This is a genomic window from Solidesulfovibrio sp. C21 (assembly GCF_047785625.1).
Taxonomy (GTDB): Bacteria; Desulfobacterota; Desulfovibrionia; order Desulfovibrionales; family Desulfovibrionaceae; genus Solidesulfovibrio.
In genome coordinates, this window is the sequence record NZ_JBLODY010000051.1 from 1 (window position 1) to 18574 (window position 18574).

Here is an 18574-nt window from a genome sequence, read left to right on the forward strand (position 1 = left end):
GAAAAAAGGGTTCCCCTCTCGCGCTCTCCCCTCCCAAAAACTTTCAACGGTGACAAGCTGTTACCGGTAAAAGTCTTTGGAAAGGGGGTCCGGGGGGAAACTTTTCTACAGAAAAGTTTCCCCCCGGAATCTTTCGAACGAACCATATAAAAAGAGATTCGCCGTCGACGCAGGAGTTGCTTATACAACCGGTTCCGAAGCTTGCTTCGGGAACTCTTCCTAGGACGTCTGGCGAATCTCGGAAAATCGCGCCTCGATGCGCTGGGTATGGTAGATATTGTTTATTTCGCGCTGCCCTCCGTTTCCGTTGCTCCCATATCGCTTGGAGAACCGCTCCCCTTACGCCTTTAAGATAAGCATCCCCGTCCCGTTGTAAAGGGTTTGCCCGCCCCCCGGAGCCTCACTTGCGGGCCAAAAGCTTCTCGATGGCGGTCAGCAGCTTGTCGGGATCAAGGGGTTTGGGCAGCACCCCGTCGGCGGCCGCAAGCGGCGCGTCGCCATGCCCGGTGATGACCAGGATGGGGATGGCGGCCAGGGCCGGGTCCCGGCGCAAGGCCTCCATGGCCGCCCGGCCGTCCATGCCCGGCATGGCCATATCCATGGTGATCACTCCGGGGCGCAGCTTTTCCGCCGCCGCCAGCGCCGATTCCCCGTCATGGGCCGAGGCCACCCGGTAGCCCTCCCCTTCCAGAAACTGGATGAGAAACGAGGACACGGCCGGATCGTCGTCGACCACGAGCACCAGCGGTTTTTCCCGCAACCGCGTTTTGCCCGACGAGGCGGAGGCGCCCGCGTGCCCGGACGCGGTGGTGGGCAATTCGAAGATGAAGGCCGCCCCGCGCGCCGGGGCCGGTTCCACCCAGATGCGCCCGCCGTAATGGGTCACGATCTCCCGGCAGATGGCCAGGCCCAGGCCCGTGCCCTTGGCCGGGGCCGAGCCCTCGGGGTCGCGCCCGACCTGGCGGAATTTATCGAAGATGCGTTCCCGATCCTGCGGGGCGATACCGGGTCCCGTGTCGCGCACCGACACCCGGGCCAGACCGGGACGGGGCTCGTCGAGAATCACCGTAACCGCGCCCACGGCGGTGAACTTGGCCGCATTGCCGATGAGATTCAAAAGGACCTGCTCCAGCCGGTCCGGATCGGCCACCACCACCGGCGAGACTTCCGGCAGCCGCGACTCCAGGTCCACCTCCGGCCGGGAAGCGAAGAGCCCGGACACGGCGGCCAGCGCGTTTCGGATCACCTCGGCCAGGTCCACCGGACGGTCGCGCCACTCCATGCGGCCGGACTCGATGCGGGACAGGTCGAGAAAGTCGTTTAACAGCCGGGCCAAGCGCTCGCCCTCGGCCGCAAGCACACGCAGGTTCTCGACGATGCGCGCCCCGCGCTTGGCCAGGGCGGCGTCGCCGGCGGCCAGGGGCAGAAAATGCCGGCCGAAATCCCGGCCGATAAGCTTGGAAAAGCCCAGAAGCGAGGTCAGCGGCGTGCGCAGTTCGTGGGAGACCGAGGAGAGAAAGGCGCTTTTGATGGCGTCCATATCGCGCAGGCGTTCGTTGGCTTCCGTCAACTCCCGGGCCTTTGCGGTCAGGTCGCTCGTGCGTTCGATGACGAGCCTCTCGAGGTTGCGGGTGAGGCGTTCGAGATGCTCCCCGGCCCGACAGCGTTCGGTATCGTCGCGCACCACGAGCATGAAGCCGACGGGCGCGCCCTGCGTGTCGTAGATGCCCGAGGCCCGGGCGGCATAGTGGCGGGGCCCGTCGTCCGCGGGAAGGGAGAAGGAAAACTCGTGGCTGCGGCTTGAGGAAATGGCGTCGAGCCCCCGGGCCAGCGACCCGAGGTCCACGCCGTACTGGACGTGCACCTCGCGGAGGTCCCTGCCGACAAGGGCCGTGCCGCAAATGGAGAAGATGTCCTCGGCCGCCGGGTTGACATAGGTGACGCGCCAGTGCTCGTCGGCGGCGATGACGCCCGTTTCGGCACTGCGCAGCAGGTTGTCGAGAAAGAGGGTCTTTTCGCCCAGGCAGTCGCCCACGTGCCGCAGCGCCTGTTCCTTCTCGTCCAGGGCCGACTTGAGGCTGCGCACGTAGCGGCTTTCGAGGCCCCGCACGATGTCCGACTGGGTGACGAGCCCCAGCAGCCGGCGGTCGTCATCGACCACCACCAGGCGGCGCATGCGGCGCTTTTTCATGAGCATGGCCGCCTCGAACAGGGGCCGGTCGGCCTCCACGCACACCACCGGGCAGCTCATGATGTCGTAAAGCGTCAGCCGGCCGAGCCGGGGATTGTCGGCCAAAAGCCGCACCACGTCGCGCTCGGTGATGATGCCGGCCGGACGGCCGTCGCGGACCACGACCAGACAGGAGATGGACCGCCCGGCCATGCGCCCGACGGCCTCGCGCACGGAAATGCCCCCCGGCGCGGTCACCACGTCGCGGGTCATGATGGCACCGACGGGCTTTATTTCCGAAAGGCCCTCATGGCCCAGCCCCGCGACCAGATCCGACTGGGTCAGCACGCCGCCGACCTTGCCGGCCGCATCCACCATGACCAGATGGCGCAGGCGCTTTTTGACCATCAGATGGTAGGCATCGACAAGCACGGTGTCCCCGGCCACAGTCACCACCGGCGCGGTCATGACGTCGCGCACGGGCCGGTCCGGGAAATCCAGGCCGCGATGGGCCGCCGCCCACAGGATGTCGCGCTCGGTGACGATGCCGACGGGCGCGCCGTCCTCGGTTGCGACGAGACAGGAAATGCCGTGGTCGCGCATGACGGCCAGGGCCGCGCGCATGGTCTCGGTCGGGGCAATGGCGATGACGTCGGGTGAGACGATTTCGGCCAAGCGTCTGTCGCCCATGAAACCTCCTCGGGCAGCGTACGCAACGTGGTGGGAGTCAGCAGGGGGCGATGCCCGATTTTCGCCGCTGCGGCAAGGCCGAAAACGATCAGGAAGCCGGCAGGGCGCCGTAGTCGGCCGTGCCGATGCGATGCTTTTGTATCTTATTCCACAGGTTTTTGGGACTGACCCCCAAAAGCCTGGCTGCGTCCTTCTGGGAACCTCCGGATTTTTGCAGCGCGGCCACGATCATGCCGCGCTCCATATCCTGGAGCGTCTGGCGCAGGTTGCCGATCCGGTCGGCGGTCACCGGCGCCTGCGCTTCCTCGGGCGGGCGGCGGGGCGTGCCGTCCAGGGCCCGGGAGATTTCCGCGGCGGTCAGCACATCCCCGGAGCTGAGAATGGCCGCCCGTTCCAGGGCATTGGCCAGCTGGCGGACGTTGCCCGGCCAGTCGCAGGCATACAGGAGCTGCATGCCCTCGCGGGAGACGCCGCGCAAATTGACGCCCACGCGCGGGTTGATGCGTTCCAGGAAATGCCCGACCAGAAGGGGCAGGTCCTCCTTGCGGTCGCGCAGCGGCGGCAGGGGAATGGCGGCCACGCTCAGGCGGTAGTAGAGATCGGCCCGGAACTTCTTTTCGGCGACCAGGGTCTGGAGATCCTGGTTGGTGGCGGCGATGATGCGGATGTCGATATCGATGGGCCGCGCCCCGCCCACACGTTCGATCTGCTTTTGCTCCACGGCGCGCAACAGCTTGGGTTGGAGGAAAAGCGGCATGTCCCCGATTTCGTCGAGCATGAGGGTGCCGCCGTTGGCCAGCTCGAACTTGCCCTTTTTGAGCGCCACAGCGCCGGTAAACGCACCCTTCTCGTGGCCGAACAGCTCCGATTCCAGCAGGTTTTCCGGAATGGCGGCGCAATTGACCTTGATAAACGGGGCGTCCGCCCGAAGGCTCAGCGCCTGGACCGCGTCGGCCACCACCTCCTTGCCCGCGCCGGATTCGCCGGTAATGAGCACCGTGGAATCGAGCGGGGCCACCCGGCGCACCATGTCCACCACGTCCCGCATGACCGGCGACTGGCCCACGATGACCGGTCCGCGCCCGGCGGTCATGGCCGACTTGAGGCGGGAGAGCTCCATCACCAGCTCCCGGCGCTCCAAGGCCCGGTGGATGACGACCTCCATTTCGGCCAGGGAAAAGGGCTTGGTGAAAAAATCGTAGGCCCCGAGCCTGACCGCCTGCAAGGCCTTTTCCCGGGCCGAGTAGCCGGTCATGACGATGACCTCGCTTCGGGGGCTGGCCTCCTTAATCCTGGACAGGCCCTCGATGCCGTCCATGCCGGGCAGCATGACGTCGGTGATGACCAGGTCGAAGGCTTCGGCCCGGGCCCGGGCCACGCCCTCCTCGGCCGAGCCCACGCCGACCGGATCGTAGCCCTTGGAGGAAAGCGCCTCCAACAGCATGGCCTGAAAAGCCGCGTCGTCTTCGATGACCAGAATGCGCGCAGGCATCACCGCTCCAGGTAGTCTTGCCGCCGGGCCCTCATGGCCGTCCATCCCTGTCCGGAAAAAAACTGTGCATGGTTTCGGCCAGGCGCGCCTCCATGACCGGCACCAGCCGGGTCAACTCCTCGCCGGTCAGCCCCAGAGCCTCCCAGGCGGCAGGATCGAGCGGCGGCGCATGGCGGTTGCCGCTGGCCCCCCAGCCCATGGCCGTGGCCACGCAGTCGGCCAGATGGATCACGGCCGGCTCGTCGATAAAAAGCGGCTCCCCGAGGTCGTGGTGGTAGCGGACCATCTTTTCCAGATTGGCCGGGAACTGCCATTTCCGGAGCAGATGTCCGCCAAGCGCGGCGTGGTCGAAGCCAAGCAGGTCGCGTTCGGCCTTATAAAGCGGTTCCCTGGCGGCGGCGGCCTGGCGCATGGCGGCAGCCATGTGGGTCGAGGCCTGCTTGAAAACGATGATGCGGCCGATGTCGTGGAGCAGGCCGGCCACGAAGGCCGTTTCGGGATTGCCCCGGGAGCAGGCCCCGGCGATGGCCTGGGCGGCGGCGGCGCAGCCCACGCTGTGCTCCCAGAACACGCGCATGTTGACCCAGTGGGGGGGAATGTCCTGGAAAAGCGGCAGCACGGAGACGCCCAGGGCCAGGGTGGCGAGCTGGCGGCCACCGACCACCATCACGGCCCGGGACAGGCTGTCCACCTTGGCCGGAAAGCGGCCGCGCACGGCCCGCAGGGTGCGGGCGTAAAAGGAACTGTTGACCAGGCGCAGGAGCTTGGCGGCCAGACTCGGGTCATGGCGGATGCTTTCGGCCGCGTCCTCGACAGTGCTTATGGGGTCGCGCAGGACATCGTTTATGCGCAGGTAGACTTCCGGGGGCGAGACAAGCTTGGGCTCGTCGCGCAAAAGCGCCTCGGGCGAGGACAGCGGCGGCGGCAGCTCTTCCGGGCGGCCCACGGTGTCGTCGCCCGGGCGGTGCGGCCCGGATTCGCCCTGACCGGGGGATACAGCGTCCCCGGCCAACCGATGGCGCGTCTCCCGTTCCAGGGCCAGGCGCCACAGCACCCGTCCGGCCTCGTGCTCACAGTCGAGCCGGCAAAGCCGCTCCCGCACGACGATTTCAGCCGCCTCCCCGGCCGCGACCGCGCCATCGTCGCGGGCCCCTGGCGCAAGCGGCGTGGCTGCCGCGGCCACGGATACGGCGCTTAAGTTCCAGGCCTGCAAGGACTTCAGGTGACCATGGTCAAGCGTCGTCCCCTTGGGCATGAGAAAACGCCCGCCGGCTGTGAGCACATCCTCGGCCAGGACCATGCCCTCCCGCAATTCGGAAACGTTGCATCTGACCAATTGTCCCCCAAGCCCGCGCCAACGCGATGCATTCCTACTATCCGACGATCATAAGGGATTGGGGAAGGCTGTCAAGAAAGCCAGGAGCACCACGACGAAACGGCACGGGGCGGACGGCCGGTTCCAGGAACCGTGAACCGCCCGCCCCGCAATGGGATCACCAAAGGAAAACCGACAGGCCCTATTCGGGCAGGTTGATGCGAAAATCCATACGCCCGAAGGAGTCCATGCTCTCGTCGGAATTCCCGCCTGACCCGCCTTCCTCGTTGGCGCGGGGCGTGGCCGTCCGGTTCTTGCGGCGACGCCGGGCGATGATTTCCTTGAGCAGCTCGTCGCGGCCCATGTAGCAGTCCATGCACATGTCGTCGCGCGGGCTGAACTCCGAAGCGCGCTTGCGCAGGTTGCACACCTTGCAGATGCGGGCGTCGGAAAGCGGGGTTGTCGCCTCCTCGTCCTCGTCCTCGTCCACCAGGCCGGGCTCATCGACTTCGCTTTGTTCCTCGACGGCCTCCTCGTGCTCGTGCCGATGGGCTTTTTCCCGGTGCGGCTTGGCGGCAGCCGGTCGGTGGGGCGACTCGGCCTCGCGGACGTCGGCCTCCACGCGCAGGGTAAACGCGCCCTTGCGGGTGCGCACCTGGGTCTCGCCCCCCAGCAGATCGGGAAAAAGCTCCGCGAAAATGCGCACCAGCTGGAACTTCTTGTCCACGCCCTTGCGCCGCACCCGGATATAGGCCCGGCTTCCCTGCACCGTGGGCCAGATGGCCTTATCCAGATTGGCGTCGCCGTCCTGGAGGTAGCGCCCCTCGACGACAAGCCCCTCCTCGCAGATATAGTACTCCGTACCGGGTTCGCAGTGAAAATAATCCGCCTCGGGGGGTATCTTCTTCCAAGCCAAAGCCGGACCCTCGTTTAGCCGCAAGCGGCTCTGTTACAGTCCCAAATCCTGATTGATGCATATCACCGTGACGCGTCCCCTGGGAAAGGACTTTTCGGTGATGGTCCAAACGTTGCAAATACGCTCCGGGCTGCCGCAGTCCTCGCAACGGGAGGTGAGCACGCAGGGCGTCTTCTTCGACAGGCGCATGGCGTTGGTCGGAGCGGCGTATTCCTTGATGCGGCACATGGCGGCGGTCAGGTCCGGCACGATCTTGTTGCGGCCGACAAAAACCACGACCTGCCTGGGGCCAAAGGCGATGGCGCAGGCCCGGTTGCCGATCATGTCCAGGTTGACCAGCATGCCGTCCTCGGTCACGGCGTTGGTGCCGGTGAGAAAGAGGTCGGACAACAGCGCCTGCCGCCGCCGCTCATAGGCCTGCTCGGCGGTGAGCGTCTTATCCAGGGGATCGATGACGTCGATATCCGGCATGGCGGCCAGATCCGTTGGCAGGCCGGTTGCGAGCATGGTGCCCGACCCGCCGTAGGCCACTGTTTTGGCCCCGGCGGCGGGAAGGATTTCTTTCAAAAAGAGGTCTCGCGCCGCCGCCGCATCGGCTACGACGTGGGCCTTGAAATGATTGTCCCGCAGGGCCTGCGCCACATCTTCGAGGCGTTTGGCGTAGTACGTTTCGATAGGTGCCTGCATGCCGTCTCCTTTGCGCCGCCCGGTCCGTCGGCGCAAGACCTTTTAATCGCGCGGCGCAAAAAAGCAAGGCGCGCGACCCTACGGATACAAGGCGCGCAATTCGCCCAGAAAATCCCCCACGGTCGGGTCCTTGCGATTTTGGCGCACGACCACCCACAAGCCCCAAGACACAGGAATATTTTTATTTTTCCTGTCGGTATAAAACGTATCCAGCGCCGTGACGATCTTGCCGGCGGGCATGCCGGCGAAAAAAGCGTCGGACTGGCGCATGATGCTTTCCATGATGTCGGTGCAGATGGTGTATTCGTTTTTGAGGGTGATCCCCAAAATGTTCTCGTTGAGGTTGAAGCCGTCGAAGATGCCAAGGATCAGGTCGGTTTTCTGCTCGCGCGAGAGCCCGGACCAGAATGCCCCGGCCCGTTTGACCGCCAATCCCCGCGACGGAACGCAAAGGAGGGCCGCCAGGGCAATCGCCCCGATCATGGCCGCCATGCCGGCCGATCGTGCCTTTCGTCTTTGCGTCATCTCACCTCTCCCTCCGGTTGTCCGGGCGGGCGTTTTTTGTTGCGCCAATGTTGTAGAGCAAGCGGGACACCGATTCAATGGATTGTGCAAAAAGACAACGGTTTTTTATGTGGAGAGCATTTCCGGCGGCAAATGTCCGGCCGTGACCGGACCGACAAGCGGCATGGAAGGCGAGAGCGCCAGCACGGCCATGGCGGCGTTGGGCCAGCTGACGGCCTGACGCAGGGCCCGGAAGCGGACCATGGCTTCCTGGGCCCCGAGCGGCCCGGACAACACCCGCAGCAGCACGCCGCGCAGAAACTGGCCGTGGGAAAAAACGACCACCGGCCCCCAGGTCCCGGCGGCCCGCTCCATGAAGGCTTCCACGCGGTCCCAGAAATTGACGAACGATTCGGCCCCGTCGCCATCATGCCAGCGCGGGTCCAGGCGCTTCCAATAGGCGGTCACGGCCTCGCCCCGCTCCGGGCGTGTCGTGCCCATGTAGCGGCGCGGCGCCAGGTAGGTGAACTCCTGCACCGGCCATACCGCGACGGGCGCCTCGGGGAAACGCTCGCAAAGGGGCGTTGCCGTCTGCACGGCCCGGTCGAAGGAGGAAAAAACGATCAGCCGGGGCGCGCGCCGGAAGCAGGAGGCCACCAGGGCGGCCTGCCCATGGCCCAGGTCGGTCAGGGGGATGGTGTCGGGATAGTCCGTCACATGCCCGGCGTTGGAAGCGCTTTGTCCGTGACGGATCAGGCGGAAAAGCGGCATGGCGGAGTATCCCTTCTCCCTTTATTCAATGACGAATTGCAGAAAATAGAGGCGCACCACGCGCGGACCGCCCACGGCCTTGTTCATGACCGCAAGCAGGTTGCGCCTAAACGCGCGCTTGCCCAGGGGCGTGGACAACTCGGCCACGGTCCGCTCGCGCAAAAAAAGCAAGACAGCCTCGCGCGTTTCCGGGCTTGCCGCCATGCGCGCCGCCTCCTCGCTTATGCACTGGGCCTCGAAGGCCAGATGCAGCCGGGCCAGACGCGCGCCGTCGGCGACGTTGACGTCGATGCCGGAGTAGACGGCCGTGCCGCCCCTGGCAAACGTCCCCCCCTGCTGCGCCGGGGCTATGCTGGCCGCAAGCAGCGCGCACAGCAGGCTGGCGGCCAGAAGAAACAGTGCAAAGTGTCGTCGCATGCCTTTATCTCCGCCTTTCGTCGGCCGCCGTCAACGGAACGCCGTCGTGCGCAACCGCAGGGCGATACACGTGGCCGCGGTCGCCGACAAGAGAAGCAGCCCGGCCGCGGCGAAAAAGCCGAATTCGGCGAGCATGAGCCCGGGCAGATAGGTCCCAAGCGACCCGCCCGAATAATAAAAGGAAATATAAAGGCCGTTGACAAGTCCCTTGTGCTCGTTTTCCGCGCCGTTGAGCACGCCCGGCGCAACGGAATGGGCCAGAAACATGCCCGAGCACAGCACGAAGACGCTGGCGAAGATCGCCGACTGGGCGGGAAGGGAAAAAACGGCCGCCGCCGCGATGACAATGGCGGCGCCAACGCTCATGGCCCGGGTCGGCCCGCCGAATTTTCTGGAAAACCGATGAGAGGTGAGGCTGACGATGATGCCCATGAGATAGCCGGAATACATGATTCCGGCGCGAAGCGGCGAATAGCCGCCCGAAAGGTGGCCCAGGCGAAACGGCAGCAGATTGAGCATGCCGGAAAACACGAAGAAAAGCAGGGCGACGACGGCGTATGTCGCGGCAAACCCGGGTTTCCTGAGCACCTGCGGCGCATAGGCCAAGCGGATGGGCGAAAAGGCCGTGCGCGCATCCGGCGGCAGGGTCAGGCAGGCCGCGGCGCAAAGGGCCAGAAAAATGCCCAGTCCGGCGAAAGGAATGCGCCAGCCAAAGGCCTGGGCGGTCAGTCCGGAAAAAAAACGGCCGAAGAAGCCCCCGAACACCGTGACCGCGATATAGGCGGCCATGACCCGTCGCACCTGGGAGGGCGGCGCGGCGGTTGCCAGATAGGTCATAAGCGCCGTCAAAAGCGCCGGCACGAGCAGCCCCTGCCCCACGCGCACGGCCAGAAACCAGCCGAAATTGGGAGCCAGGCACAAGCCGCCGGCGCAGACGGCCAGCAGGGCCAGAGAAATGCCGATCAGCGGGCGGGCCGGCACCGCGTCCAGAAAGAAGCCGTAGGCCAGCGGGGCAAGGCCGAGGGGCAGCATGGTGGCGGTGATGGTCAGACCGGCGGTGGACTCGGACACGCCGAAGGTCGAAGCCAGGACCGGCAGCAGAGGCTGGGGCGCGTAAATGGAGGAGATGCCGCTGACCGTGGCGGCATACAACACGAAAAGTGTCCATTTCCCCATGTGTCATGCTCCCTGTGGCGACGCGCCAACTGTTAGTATACGCACAATGCTTGCCGCAGGAAAGTAAAAAACCGCCGCACCGTGACAAATGCCTTCGGCGTCGCGGGAGCGGGTGCGACGCCGAAGGCGTGGGGTATGCGGCCACGGGACGGGGAACGTCGCCGGACGACCGATCGGGGGAAGGCCGCCCTACGGCGACGGGTCCGATGACCGCTGACCTGCTCGGTAGTGCGCCGGGAAAGGGTCCGACCAGCCATTTGAGGGAAGCCCCACAAGGCGCCCGCCACAACAAAGCGTTTCGGAAGGGAAGCGCACGCGAAGGGAAAACCCGTTTCCGAGGGTTCCCCCTCGCGCGGCTTCATTTTCAAAACGAATCAGCCGCCTAGGACAGCCGGTCGATGTCCAGGGGCTCGCCGCAATGGGGGCAGCGCGACAGCCGGGCCCGAAACAAGCGGCTCGGCCGGAAAAATAGCGCCCGCCAGGTCGGACCGGTCGGTTTGAATTCCACCAGGATCGACATGCCGCAGCGGCAATAGCGACGTTGCATGATGTGCCTCCGTGTTGCGCAACCGCGCAACAATTAGTTTATAAGTATAAACACAGCGGAGAAAAAAATTTCCCCCTACAACTCGCGCCCCACCCACAACACCCGCCCGATGACCCGCAAGGCGTCGAGTTCGTCGCCGGAAAGGACAATAGGCGCATAATCCCGGTTGTCGCTTAAAAGCACCAGCGCGCCCGGGCGTTTTTCCACCCTTTTCACCAGCACCGTATCCTCGACGCCCACGGCATAGACGCCATGGGCCACGATGGAGGTCTGGCCCTGGTCGATCAGCACCGTGTCGCCGTGGTGGATATCCGGCTCCATGCTGTTCCCGACGACATCCATAAGCACCATGCCCGAGACATTGCCCTTGCGCCGCAGCCAGTCCCGTCGAAACGGCAGGACAACCTCGACCTCGCCCCGGGTCTCGAAGGAACCGCCGCCGGCCGAAAGCCTGGCCCGGACCTTGGGCACGCCGACATACGGCCCGTCATCGGCCTCCCCGCTCCGGGCGACCGCCCTGGCCGGCCGACCGTATTCCAGCCAGTCGGCGTCGGCCCCCGTCCGTCGGGAAACGGCCAACACCCAGGACTTGGGCACGGCATCCTTTTTCTTGGCCTGGGTCACGGCCGAACGGTGCACCCCGAGCAGGGCGGCCAGTTCGGCCTGGGAAACGATGCCCGCCGCTTGCGAGGCCCGGGCGAAAAACCCCTCGAACCCCCCTGAACTCGCGGGCGCGACGTCATGTCGTTGCATCATGTTTATTCTTATAAACGGCCCGACCAAAATGGGCAAGTGTTTTTTTGCCGCCGGGGCACGGTATGGATTTTTCCCGACATGCTAAAGTTCCCCGCGGCAAGGGCCGATAAGTTTGACGAAGCAAAATGCCTTCCCGGCAACAGCCGGACGGCGCAGACAAGGATGTCAGCCATGACCGTACCAGAAAGCACTTCCCGCCCGCCAGGCGCGGCCCCGCCCCGCGAGGACCCGGCCGCCCGCACCCGTCGCATCGCGGACCTCAAGCGCCGCGTTGAGTCCGGCACATACCTCATCCAACGCTACGAAATCATTGAGGGCCTGCTCGACGCACTTGGCACCGACGCCGAGTAGCCGGCCTTATTCGCACTCCTTTTCCGCGTTTTTTCCCAGCGCATCGCTTCCGACTGTCCGAGCCGCTTCCGCAAGCGACCAGGGCGGTTCGTGTGCGGCCGTGAGCACCGGGCTTTCGAGCCTGGCGCAGTGCAGATAGAGCCGGGGCCCCTCTCCCCGCCCATAGACCGGGTCCCCGACCAGGGGATGGCCCGAGGCGGCCAGATGGGCCCGTATCTGGTGTCGCGCCCCCCTGGCGATGCGGCAGGCGACCAGGGTCAGGCCGCTTTCGGTCCGGCGCGGAACAACATGGGTGTGGCGCAAGGGATCGGGATCGGCGGTCCGGCCCACCCGGGTCTTGGCCCGGTCGGCCATGTCCAGACGAAAATCCACCACGAACGGGGAAGCTATGCCGCCGTGGACCACGGCCAGGTAGGTCTTGGCCACCTGGCCGGCGTTCTCCAGGCGGCGGTACCCCTCCCCGGCCACGGCGTCGAAGGCCACGGGCACAATGCCCGAGGTGAGCCTGTCCAGGCGGGAGAGCAGCATCGCCTCCCGGCCGGGAAAAATATCCGGCAGCAGGGCTTCGAGGCTTTGGCCGCCGCCGCAGGCAATGGCGGCGCTGTGGAGCCCGGCCGGCTTGGCCACGGCGGCATAGGCGGCATCGGTGAAAAGAATCGGGATGTCCGAGGCCCGAAACTCCCCTTCCGGACGCGTGACGATGCGGGCGGCAAGTTTTTCCCCGGCCCGGACCCGGTAGGCGGCAGGTTTCGGCCGCCCGTCCACGAGCAGCCGTCCCGCCTCGATCAGACGCCGCCGGCCGCGCAGGCCCGTGTCCGGCAGCACAAGCGCCGCCGCCCGGTCCAGGCGCTCACCGGCCAGTTCCCCGGGGACCACGGCCTCGACCATACCCGCATCGTCGTTTTCCATGGGCCAAGCATAGCCGCCCACCCGGCCGGAACGCAATGCGTCACGGCCGCCGCTCGGCCGTGCGCAGGCGCTGCACCGTCAGCTCGTAGTTATCCCGAAAAAGATTGTCCCTGGGATTGCAGCGAAGCGCCCGCTCGAAAAGGGGCAGCGCCTTGGCCGTCTGGCCGAGCTTGTGCAGGGCCAGCCCCATGTTGTTGTAGGCGGCGCAAAAATCCGGACAGGCCGCGACCACGCTGCGGTACCCCTCCATGGCCCCGGAGAGATCCCCGCCCACGCGCCGGGATTCGGCGGTCTCGAAGGTGGCCTGGCAAGTCGCCGCCTTCTCGGGATCGGGACGGTGGTTTTGGGCCAGCCGCTTGCGGGTGAGCGCCACGTTGTCCCGGTAAAGCCGCTCGTCCGGTGCGCATTTGACCGCCTCGTCGAACCAGGGCAGGGACTCGGCGGCGTAGCCCAGGGAAAAAAGCGAGGCCCCGACATTATTATAGGCCTGGCAGGTGTCGGGACACTGGTTGAGCAGGGACTGGTAGTCGCGGATGGCTCCGGCGTGATCGCCCTGGGACCGCTTGGCCGCGGCCTGCCGGCCGATGGCGGCGCAACGCGCGCGGCGGTCGGCGTCGGCCCCCCGGGTGGGCTGGGCGGCCGTCTGGACGCGGTTGGCCTGCTCGCGTCGGCCGGCCGCTTCGCGGGCCAGCCCGGCCTCGATGCGCCGGGACAGGTCCCGGGCCTTGCCGGCCAGGGCCGCCGGCATGGGCCCCGCCTCCCGGGCCGCGCGCAAGGCCGCGTCCGCCCCGGGGATGTCCTTTTTGGCAAAGAGCTTTTCCGCCGTGGCCAGACGCGACGCGGCCTCGGTTTCCGCCTGCTTGCGGGCGGCCTGGATCCTGTCGCGCCAGCCGACCAGGGCCGGCAGTTTGGGATTGGCCTTTTGCGCCTCGGCCACGGCCCCGAGGGCCAGGTCGAAGCGGCCGGCGGCCAGCGCGTCCCTGGCCCGGGAAAGGGCTTCGTTGACCGCGTCGCGGGCGCGCACGAGCGCATCACGGGTCGCTGTCGCCCTGGCGTCGGTCGGGACCAGGGCCAGCAGGTCGTTTAAGGCCAGAATCGCCCCGTCCATATCGCCGGCGGCGCTGCGGCGCTCGGCCTCGGAAGCGAGCCCGGCCACACGCCGGTTGCGGTCGACCCGGTGGGCCAGGGCCGCCTGCAACCGGCCAAGGCGCGCATGGCGCGGGTTGATCCTGGCCGCACCCGCCAGGGCCGCCTTGGCGGCGTCGATTTTCCCGTCGCGCAAGGCCGCCTCGGCCCGATCCTCGGCCAACGCGAGATTTTCCCGGGCCTGGCCCAACTTCTTTTTGGCCCCGGCCGCACCGGCATGTTCGGGATCAAGGTTGGCCGCCTCGGTCAGTGTCGCCAAAGCCCCGTCAACGTCCCCGGCGTTCCACTGGTCCCGGGCCCGGGCCAGACGCTCGTCCATGCGCCAGGCCTTGTCCTTGCGGGCGGCGATGGCCCGCGTCAGCTCGGCGATGGGCGGAAAACGGGGGCTTATGGCCCGCGCCTCGGCGAGCGCCTCGTCGGCGCTGTCGAAGCGCTTGGCCGCAAGGTAGCCGGCGGATTGCTTGAGCGCGGCGAGCAGCCTGTCGCGGTCGGCCACCATGCGTTCGCGCTCGGCCCTGGCCGCGGCATGGTTCGGATCGAGGGCCAGAGCCAGGCCGGTTTGCCGCAAGGCGTCATCCACCGCGCCGGCGTCCCATTTGTCCCGGGCCTCGGCCAGCAGTTTCGCCACCTTGGCCAGGATCGCGCGACGGGCGGCCGCCGCCTGGCGCATGGCCCCGATGGCCCCGGCCCGGGGGCAGACCTTGGCCGCCTCGCCGAGCATGGCCGCCACCTCGCCGAAATCGTCCACGCCAAGGGCCGCGTCGGCCTTGGCCAAGGCTTCGTCCAGACGGGCCTTGTCGCGGCTGATGCGGTCATACGCGGTCAGGGCCGACGCATCATGGGGACTTTTGCGCACGGCTTGTCCGGCCGCCGCCAGCGCCCCGGCCGCATCGCCGGCCTCCCAGGCATCGGTCGCCGCCCGGGTGAGCCTGTCCGTCTCGCGGGCGTTGGCCACGGCCGTGTCGAGTTCGTCCTGGGAGACGGAAACGGTAAACCCGCCCTCCCCCCGGCCAAGGAGCAGGCCCCTGGCGTCGCGGACTTCGACCAAAGCCTTGCACGTCCCCAGGGCGTCGCGCGAGGCCTCGATCTCCCGGCCGTCCGTCCCGCCCCTGGCCCGCGCGCCCTGGCACAAACTCCAGGCATAGGCTAGGGGCGGATTGTGCGGGGACGGGGAAATCCGGGCCAGAAGCCGCACGTTTTGCCGCACGGCCACGCCCGAGGCCGCAACCGGCCCCTCGCCCTCGCGCCAGACCGTGGCCGGTGGCCCGGTAAGCCCCTTATCGGCCACGGCGACAGTGTATTCCTTTGCCCGCACCCGGGCCGTGGACGCACCCAGATCCGCCGCATCGCCCGTACCCGCGCCGGCCGTGGCCGACACGCGCACGGGAATCTCCCCGGCCGCCGTGGGGTAAAAGGTCAGGCTGCGTTCGCCCACCCGCACCAACCTGGCCGACGCGGGCAACGGGTCCCAGCGAAATTCCACGCCGTCATGGATCGGAAAGTCCCGGATGGCGACCGTCGTCTCCTCGCCGACAAGCGGCGACGGCGGGGTCACGGCAAGCGAAAATGCCGGCTGGGCCACGTCCAGCTCCACCGGAGCGGAAACCGCCGCCAACCCCTTGGACGGGCCGGACCGGGGCACCACCTCGACCCAGACCCGCTGGCGTCCCGGACGCAAAAAAACAGCCGTGTTGGTGAAAGGCCCCTCGGTTTCCAAAAACCGGGCTTCGGTGTCGGAACGCCAGCGGCAGACGTAGTTTTCCCGGTCCAGCTCCCGGTCGCCGTCAAAGAGACGGGCCGCGAACGAGGCCGCGCCGCCGACCCGCATGGTCCCGGCGGGCGGCGCGCTTTTGGCCAGCTCCACCCGAAATCCCTGGCCGGCGACGGTTTCATCGCCCGATGCGCCGGGTGACAACGGGTCGACCTGGGGCGGCTGCGGCTCACGCACGGCGGCCTGGGCCGCGTCGGTCGCCAGGGCCTCGGTTGCCGACGCGCCAAGCCAGCACGGCGCGATGGCCAGCAACACCAGCAGCAGCCGGGCGGGGTGAATCAGGCGGAAAATCGTTACAAGCTCTTTCACGATGGCGCTTCCCTGCGTTTTCCAGACACAAAGCAGCTTTCGTGCCAGGAAAAATCGACCGCCCCTCCCTAAGACTCGCGCCCGGACGGCCGAAGAGAACCGGGCAAGGAGTCCGCCATGAAAGACGCCGCCGTCATCCGCCACGAACAACCCGACCGCATTCTCGATATCCACCGGCCCGAACACGCCGCCCGCTTGACTGAAGCCTTCGCCCGGGAACGCAACGAGGTCCAGGCCGCCCTGGCCGAATTGGCCACCATGCGCTACGCCGACCGACCCTCCCGGGAGGCGACCTCCTTCGCCACCATGGACCCCATGCCGGGACACGCCCTCATGGACCGGGCCCCGCGCGAGGTGCTGCGCCTTCGCGCCGCGCTCTTCCTCATCAGTTGCCACGAACATCGACGCAATTAGGGGGAAGACGCCGGGGGGAAACTTTTCTGTAGAAAAGTTTCCCCCCGGCCCCCCTTTCAAAAGACTTTTGGCGGCTACAGGGTGTTATCGTCACCCAGCTGTAATCGTTAAAAGTTTTTAGGAGGGGAGAACGCGAGAGGGGGACCCTTTTTTCAAAAAGGGTCCCCCTCTCGCATCCTCGTTGGCCTCTTCGCTAACGCTTGAGGCCCAAAATATCGAGCAGCAGGGGGAAATCGAGATTGGCGTTTATCAGCTGCGCCCCCTGGCGGATCTTGATTTCGTCGCGCAGCTTGTGGCGCAAAAGGAGTGTCTCCATCTTTTTGGCCACGGTGTAGGTATCCTCGCGCACCACGATGATGGGGATCTCCAGGACCTCCGAGCGGGTGAGGATGATGTCGTTGGGGTAAAGATTGCCGGTCAGCACCAGGCAGGGGCTGTCGCCTTCCAGGGCCACCAGGTGGACGTCGGAGCGGTCGCCGCCGACGATGATGGCGGAATTTTTCTGCCGCCGGAAATGCGTCATGAAATTTTCCACCTGCATGGTGCCGATCAGAAAATTCTCCACGATGCGGTCGGCCTTGTGGTGGGCCGAAATGACCTTGCCGCCGAGCCGGTCGGCCAGATCCGAGACCTTGATCGCCCCCATCAGCGGGTCTTTGGGAATGATGCCGAGCACCCGGATGCCCCGGTCGCTTAAAAAGGGCGCGATGAGCGTCTGGGTCTCGTCCAGGAAATTCTGGGCCACGTCGTTTAAGATGACGCCGGCCAGATGGTCGCCGAGCTGTTCCTTGAGCACGAGCAGGTAATCGTAGTTGAGCTCCTTGGAATAGCGGTCGATGACCACGGCCGTAAGCCCCAACTCACGCACCACCCGCACGCCGTCGGCGTTGCAGTACTTGCCGGTGTGCATGCCGCCCGAGCCGCCGACGATGGTGATGTCCTTGCCGGCGGAGACTTTCTCGTAGGAGGCGCGGATAAGCCCCATGACGTCGCCGGTCTGGTTGCGAAACGCCTTGACCTGGAAATCATGGGACGCGATGACCGGGGTCAACGTTTCGGGTTCCTCGTTCGTGCGCAGGATGCGCTGGACGTGGTAGGCGTCGTCGTCCCAAAGCCGGCCGTCGATCTCGCGCGGCATCGCCCCCACCGGCTTCAAGTAGCCGACGGAGTAGCCTTCCTTCTGGAACCGGAGCCCAAGCCCCATGACCACCATATTTTTACCGGAATATCCGGCTGTCGCGCCAACATACAGTCCAGCCATGACTGCCCTCCTGTGCGGCTCGTCCGCAGCCGCCGCGCCTGGCGCCGATCACGAACGTCCTCGCCATAAAATGCCTGCGCCGGCCGGGATAATCAAGACAATTGGCCCGGGAGAGCGTAAAAACACGATCACGTTCGGCCCGTGCCTTGGAAACGGCGTCCGAACGCGCTAATATCCCTGCCCATGTCACGACCCGCCGCCATCCGGAGCCTGCCCAATGTCTGAAGCCACCGCCCTGGAAAACGCCCTGGGGCATGTTTTCGCCCGGCCTGAACTGCTTACCACGGCGCTGACCCACAGTTCCTATGCCAATGAACGCGGCGAAGCCGCCAAACACAACGAACGTCTGGAATTTCTGGGTGATGCGGTACTGGAGCTGTCCGTATCCGAGGAACTCTTCGCCCGCTTTCCGGAATCCCCGGAAGGCGAGTTGACGCTCCTGCGCTCCCAGCTCGTCAACGAATCGAGTCTGGCCGCCATGGCGTTGCGCCTGTCCCTGGAGGACCACATCCTGCTCGGCAAGGGGGAGGAAAATCAGGGGGGCCGGACCCGGCCGTCGCTTTTGAGCGACGCCTTCGAGGCCGTCATCGGCGCGCTTTTTCTGGACGGAGGCTACAAAGCGGCCAAACGCTTCGTGGACACGACCTTTGCCGAGGTCTGGCCGGTCAGGACCGTCGCCCCCAAAACCCGGGACTATAAAAGCCGGCTTCAGGAATACACCCAGAAGGTCCACAAGGCGCGTCCCGTCTACACCCTGCTCGGCAGCGAGGGGCCGGAGCACGACAAGCGCTTTACCGTGCGCCTGGAGCTGCCGGACGGGCGCACGCTAAAAGCCGTGGAAAAAAGCGTGAAAAAGGCCGAACAGATGGCCGCCAGACTGGCCCTGGAAAAAATCGCCGACGCCACCGCGACCTGGTAGCCCGAAGAAGCGGCGCTTCGTCCGCCGAGGGGTCCCCGGAGGACATCCGCCCG

The 18574-nt window shown here is 66.3% G+C and carries 17 protein-coding genes; 3 read left to right on the forward strand and 14 right to left on the reverse strand.

Translation table 11 applies throughout. The features are described 5' to 3' along the window. Positions 1-400: 400 nt before the first annotated feature. The 11 genes from ACMZ6R_RS14315 to ACMZ6R_RS14365 form a co-directional block, all read right to left on the reverse strand. Positions 401-2860 carry a CBS domain-containing protein gene (locus ACMZ6R_RS14315; protein WP_416112610.1) on the reverse strand — a complete coding sequence of 820 codons (2460 nt, stop codon included), beginning with the start codon at positions 2858-2860 and terminating at the stop codon, positions 401-403. An 88-nt stretch (positions 2861-2948) separates the two neighbouring features. Further along, entirely contained in the window at positions 2949-4352 is a 1404-nt protein-coding gene (locus ACMZ6R_RS14320) for a sigma-54-dependent transcriptional regulator (protein WP_416112612.1), read from the reverse strand. Between the two features lie 31 nt (positions 4353-4383). Then, a complete protein-coding gene (locus ACMZ6R_RS14325) occupies positions 4384-5688 on the reverse strand; it encodes an HDOD domain-containing protein (RefSeq protein WP_416112614.1) in 1305 nt (434 codons plus the stop codon). Between the two features lie 181 nt (positions 5689-5869). Continuing rightward, on the reverse strand, positions 5870-6583 hold the full coding sequence (locus ACMZ6R_RS14330) for a hypothetical protein (RefSeq protein ID WP_416112616.1): 714 nt from the start codon (positions 6581-6583) through the stop codon (positions 5870-5872). Between the two features lie 33 nt (positions 6584-6616). Continuing rightward, positions 6617-7270: a lactate utilization protein gene (locus ACMZ6R_RS14335; protein WP_416112618.1), complete on the reverse strand. Its 654-nt coding sequence runs from the start codon at positions 7268-7270 to the stop codon at positions 6617-6619. Positions 7271-7348: 78 nt separating this feature from the next. Continuing rightward, positions 7349-7795, reverse strand: a complete 447-nt coding sequence (locus ACMZ6R_RS14340) for a hypothetical protein (RefSeq protein WP_416112620.1) — start codon at positions 7793-7795, stop codon at positions 7349-7351. Between the two features lie 105 nt (positions 7796-7900). Then, positions 7901-8545, reverse strand: coding sequence for a histidine phosphatase family protein (locus ACMZ6R_RS14345; RefSeq protein ID WP_416112622.1), 645 nt, complete (start codon positions 8543-8545; stop codon positions 7901-7903). A gap of 21 nt (positions 8546-8566) precedes the next feature. Continuing rightward, on the reverse strand, positions 8567-8962 hold the full coding sequence (locus ACMZ6R_RS14350; RefSeq protein WP_416112624.1) for a flagellar basal body-associated FliL family protein: 396 nt from the start codon (positions 8960-8962) through the stop codon (positions 8567-8569). 30 nt (positions 8963-8992) lie between these two features. Continuing rightward, positions 8993-10138, reverse strand: coding sequence for an MFS transporter (locus ACMZ6R_RS14355; protein WP_416112626.1), 1146 nt, complete (start codon positions 10136-10138; stop codon positions 8993-8995). A 382-nt stretch (positions 10139-10520) separates the two neighbouring features. Continuing rightward, positions 10521-10685: a hypothetical protein gene (locus ACMZ6R_RS14360; RefSeq protein WP_416112628.1), complete on the reverse strand. Its 165-nt coding sequence runs from the start codon at positions 10683-10685 to the stop codon at positions 10521-10523. A gap of 75 nt (positions 10686-10760) precedes the next feature. Beyond that, the gene (locus tag ACMZ6R_RS14365) at positions 10761-11441 is read right to left on the reverse strand and encodes a LexA family transcriptional regulator (protein WP_416112630.1); all 681 of its coding nucleotides are present in this window, start codon (positions 11439-11441) and stop codon (positions 10761-10763) included. Between the two features lie 171 nt (positions 11442-11612). On the opposite strand from ACMZ6R_RS14365, the gene ACMZ6R_RS14370 reads away from it, so the two are divergent. Beyond that, the gene (locus tag ACMZ6R_RS14370; RefSeq protein ID WP_416112632.1) at positions 11613-11792 is read left to right on the forward strand and encodes a flagellar biosynthesis anti-sigma factor FlgM; all 180 of its coding nucleotides are present in this window, start codon (positions 11613-11615) and stop codon (positions 11790-11792) included. Between the two features lie 6 nt (positions 11793-11798). On the opposite strand, the gene ACMZ6R_RS14375 is transcribed toward ACMZ6R_RS14370, so the two are convergent. Both ACMZ6R_RS14375 and ACMZ6R_RS14380 read right to left on the reverse strand, forming a co-directional pair. After that, positions 11799-12701: a pseudouridine synthase family protein gene (locus ACMZ6R_RS14375; protein ID WP_416112634.1), complete on the reverse strand. Its 903-nt coding sequence runs from the start codon at positions 12699-12701 to the stop codon at positions 11799-11801. A 40-nt stretch (positions 12702-12741) separates the two neighbouring features. Further along, positions 12742-15927: a tetratricopeptide repeat protein gene (locus ACMZ6R_RS14380; protein ID WP_416112636.1), complete on the reverse strand. Its 3186-nt coding sequence runs from the start codon at positions 15925-15927 to the stop codon at positions 12742-12744. A 117-nt stretch (positions 15928-16044) separates the two neighbouring features. Here ACMZ6R_RS14380 and ACMZ6R_RS14385 point away from each other — a divergent pair, with 117 nt between their 5' ends. Continuing rightward, complete coding sequence (locus ACMZ6R_RS14385; RefSeq protein ID WP_416112638.1) at positions 16045-16341, forward strand: hypothetical protein; 297 nt, start codon at positions 16045-16047, stop codon at positions 16339-16341. Positions 16342-16534: 193 nt separating this feature from the next. On the opposite strand, the gene ACMZ6R_RS14390 is transcribed toward ACMZ6R_RS14385, so the two are convergent. Further along, positions 16535-17602 carry a phosphotransacetylase family protein gene (locus ACMZ6R_RS14390; protein ID WP_416112640.1) on the reverse strand — a complete coding sequence of 356 codons (1068 nt, stop codon included), beginning with the start codon at positions 17600-17602 and terminating at the stop codon, positions 16535-16537. 217 nt (positions 17603-17819) lie between these two features. Here ACMZ6R_RS14390 and rnc point away from each other — a divergent pair, with 217 nt between their 5' ends. Continuing rightward, on the forward strand, positions 17820-18521 hold the full coding sequence (rnc, locus tag ACMZ6R_RS14395) for a ribonuclease III (protein ID WP_416112642.1): 702 nt from the start codon (positions 17820-17822) through the stop codon (positions 18519-18521). Positions 18522-18574: the final 53 nt, after the last annotated feature.

Coding starts and splice junctions, on each gene's coding strand:
- ACMZ6R_RS14385 (WP_416112638.1), top strand. CDS start 16,045: ATGAAAGACGCCGCCGTCATCCGCCACGAACAACCCGACCGCATTCTC.
- ACMZ6R_RS14355 (WP_416112626.1), bottom strand. CDS start 10,138: ATGGGGAAATGGACACTTTTCGTGTTGTATGCCGCCACGGTCAGCGGC.
- ACMZ6R_RS14360 (WP_416112628.1), bottom strand. CDS start 10,685: ATGCAACGTCGCTATTGCCGCTGCGGCATGTCGATCCTGGTGGAATTC.
- ACMZ6R_RS14340 (WP_416112620.1), bottom strand. CDS start 7,795: ATGACGCAAAGACGAAAGGCACGATCGGCCGGCATGGCGGCCATGATC.
- ACMZ6R_RS14345 (WP_416112622.1), bottom strand. CDS start 8,545: ATGCCGCTTTTCCGCCTGATCCGTCACGGACAAAGCGCTTCCAACGCC.
- ACMZ6R_RS14375 (WP_416112634.1), bottom strand. CDS start 12,701: ATGGAAAACGACGATGCGGGTATGGTCGAGGCCGTGGTCCCCGGGGAA.
- ACMZ6R_RS14370 (WP_416112632.1), top strand. CDS start 11,613: ATGACCGTACCAGAAAGCACTTCCCGCCCGCCAGGCGCGGCCCCGCCC.
- ACMZ6R_RS14335 (WP_416112618.1), bottom strand. CDS start 7,270: ATGCAGGCACCTATCGAAACGTACTACGCCAAACGCCTCGAAGATGTG.
- ACMZ6R_RS14315 (WP_416112610.1), bottom strand. CDS start 2,860: ATGGGCGACAGACGCTTGGCCGAAATCGTCTCACCCGACGTCATCGCC.
- ACMZ6R_RS14350 (WP_416112624.1), bottom strand. CDS start 8,962: ATGCGACGACACTTTGCACTGTTTCTTCTGGCCGCCAGCCTGCTGTGC.
- ACMZ6R_RS14320 (WP_416112612.1), bottom strand. CDS start 4,352: ATGCCTGCGCGCATTCTGGTCATCGAAGACGACGCGGCTTTTCAGGCC.
- ACMZ6R_RS14390 (WP_416112640.1), bottom strand. CDS start 17,602: ATGGCTGGACTGTATGTTGGCGCGACAGCCGGATATTCCGGTAAAAAT.
- ACMZ6R_RS14365 (WP_416112630.1), bottom strand. CDS start 11,441: ATGATGCAACGACATGACGTCGCGCCCGCGAGTTCAGGGGGGTTCGAG.
- rnc (WP_416112642.1), top strand. CDS start 17,820: ATGTCTGAAGCCACCGCCCTGGAAAACGCCCTGGGGCATGTTTTCGCC.